Source organism: Pseudorhizobium marinum (assembly GCF_000705355.1).
GTDB lineage: Bacteria > Pseudomonadota > Alphaproteobacteria > Rhizobiales > Rhizobiaceae > Neorhizobium > Neorhizobium pelagicum.
Window position 1 is genome coordinate 1 of record NZ_JMQK01000062.1, and the last position, 1,570, is coordinate 1,570.

Sequence of the window (1,570 nt, forward strand, 5' to 3'; positions counted from 1 at the left end):
AAACCAGCGCCCTTCGTGTCTCTTTGTCATTTCGCAAGCAGAAATCACTCGCATTGGTTGTTGCGGATCAAAGAGGCTTCTCCGCAACCCTGTAGGTTGACCACCAGAGAGAGACGGAGAAGGCTCCGTCGCTCAGTCTAGGAGAAAGACGATGAGCCAGTTCAATTTGACCAGACGCTCGATGTTGGCCGGGGCCGCCATTGCCGGCGCACTTGGTCCGCTCGTGACTGCCACGTTCGCGAACGCGAGTGAAGAAGTGGCCCCGGTGACCACGCCCACGGATCTGTCTGCACTCCAGCGGGTGAAGGTTGATCTCGTCAAGCCACCGTTCGTCCACGCCCACACGCAAAAGGCCGACGGCCCGCCCAAGATCGTGGAGTTTACGTTGACCATCAAGGAGCAGAAGATGGTCATCGATGATCAAGGGACCCAGGTCCATGCGATGACCTTCAACGGCTCTGTCCCAGGACCGCTGATGGTCGTCCACCAGAACGATTATGTCGAACTCACCCTGATCAACCCGGACACCAATGAACTTCAGCACAACATCGATTTCCATTCGGCCACCGGTGCCCTCGGTGGTGGAGCGCTCACCATCGTCAACCCCGGCGAGAAGGCCGTGCTTCGCTTCAAGGCCACAAAAGCAGGGGTCTTCGTCTACCACTGCGCGCCTCCCGGGATGGTCCCCTGGCACGTCACCGCGGGCATGAACGGCGCCATCATGGTCCTGCCACGCGATGGGCTGAACGACGGCCACGGGAATGACCTCGTCTACGACAAGGTCTACTATGTCGGCGAGCAGGATTTCTACGTTCCACGCGACGAAGCCGGCAACTTCAAGACCTATGACAGCGTCGGTGACTCCTACGATGACACACTGAAGGTGATGCGGACGCTGACACCGAGCCATATCGTGTTCAACGGCGCAGTTGGCGCTTTGACCGGCGAGAACGCCTTGACCGCCGCGGTGGGCGAAAAGGTCCTGATTGTCCATTCGCAGGCCAATCGCGACACCCGCCCGCACCTGATCGGCGGTCACGGCGACTATGTCTGGGCCACCGGCAAGTTCCGCAATCCCCCCGACGTCGACCAGGAGACCTGGTTCATCCCTGGGGGCACCGCCGGCGCAGCCTTCTACACCTTCGAACAACCCGGCATCTACGCCTATGTCAATCACAACCTGATCGAAGCGTTCGAGCTGGGGGCTGCGGCTCACTTCAAGGTCACCGGCGACTGGAACAACGACCTGATGACGGCCGTCGTCTCGCCGACCGGAAGTTGAGCTATCACAATCGGATGCGCGAGCTGCGGTTCGCGCATCCGGCTCCTCAATGGCATGGCCGAGACCTATGCCAGGTCCGTTCAGGGAGGCGATCATGTCCGCCGCCGATCATCACTTAACATCCCCGTTTGTCCAGACCGCCCTCCCCCTCGCACTGGCGTCGGCTTTGATGGCAGGCATTGCTCAGCAGGCCGGTCTGTTTCAAGCCGAAGCCGGAACCGCGGCGCTCTACGAGCCGCAAGTGGCTGTCATCCCGCCCCGCACCTTCCAGTATCGAGCCGATGGGGA

At 60.8% G+C, this 1,570-nt stretch carries 1 protein-coding gene and 1 pseudogene; both read left to right on the forward strand.

Translation table 11 applies throughout. The annotated features are described in order from the left end of the window. Positions 1-151 precede the first annotated feature (151 nt). A complete protein-coding gene (nirK, locus tag EO99_RS0125350) occupies positions 152-1,282 on the forward strand; it encodes a copper-containing nitrite reductase (protein ID WP_029621323.1) in 1,131 nt (376 codons plus the stop codon). A gap of 94 nt (positions 1,283-1,376) precedes the next feature. After that, positions 1,377-1,570 (forward strand): annotated as a pseudogene (locus EO99_RS26160) (hypothetical protein); the annotation flags it as partial.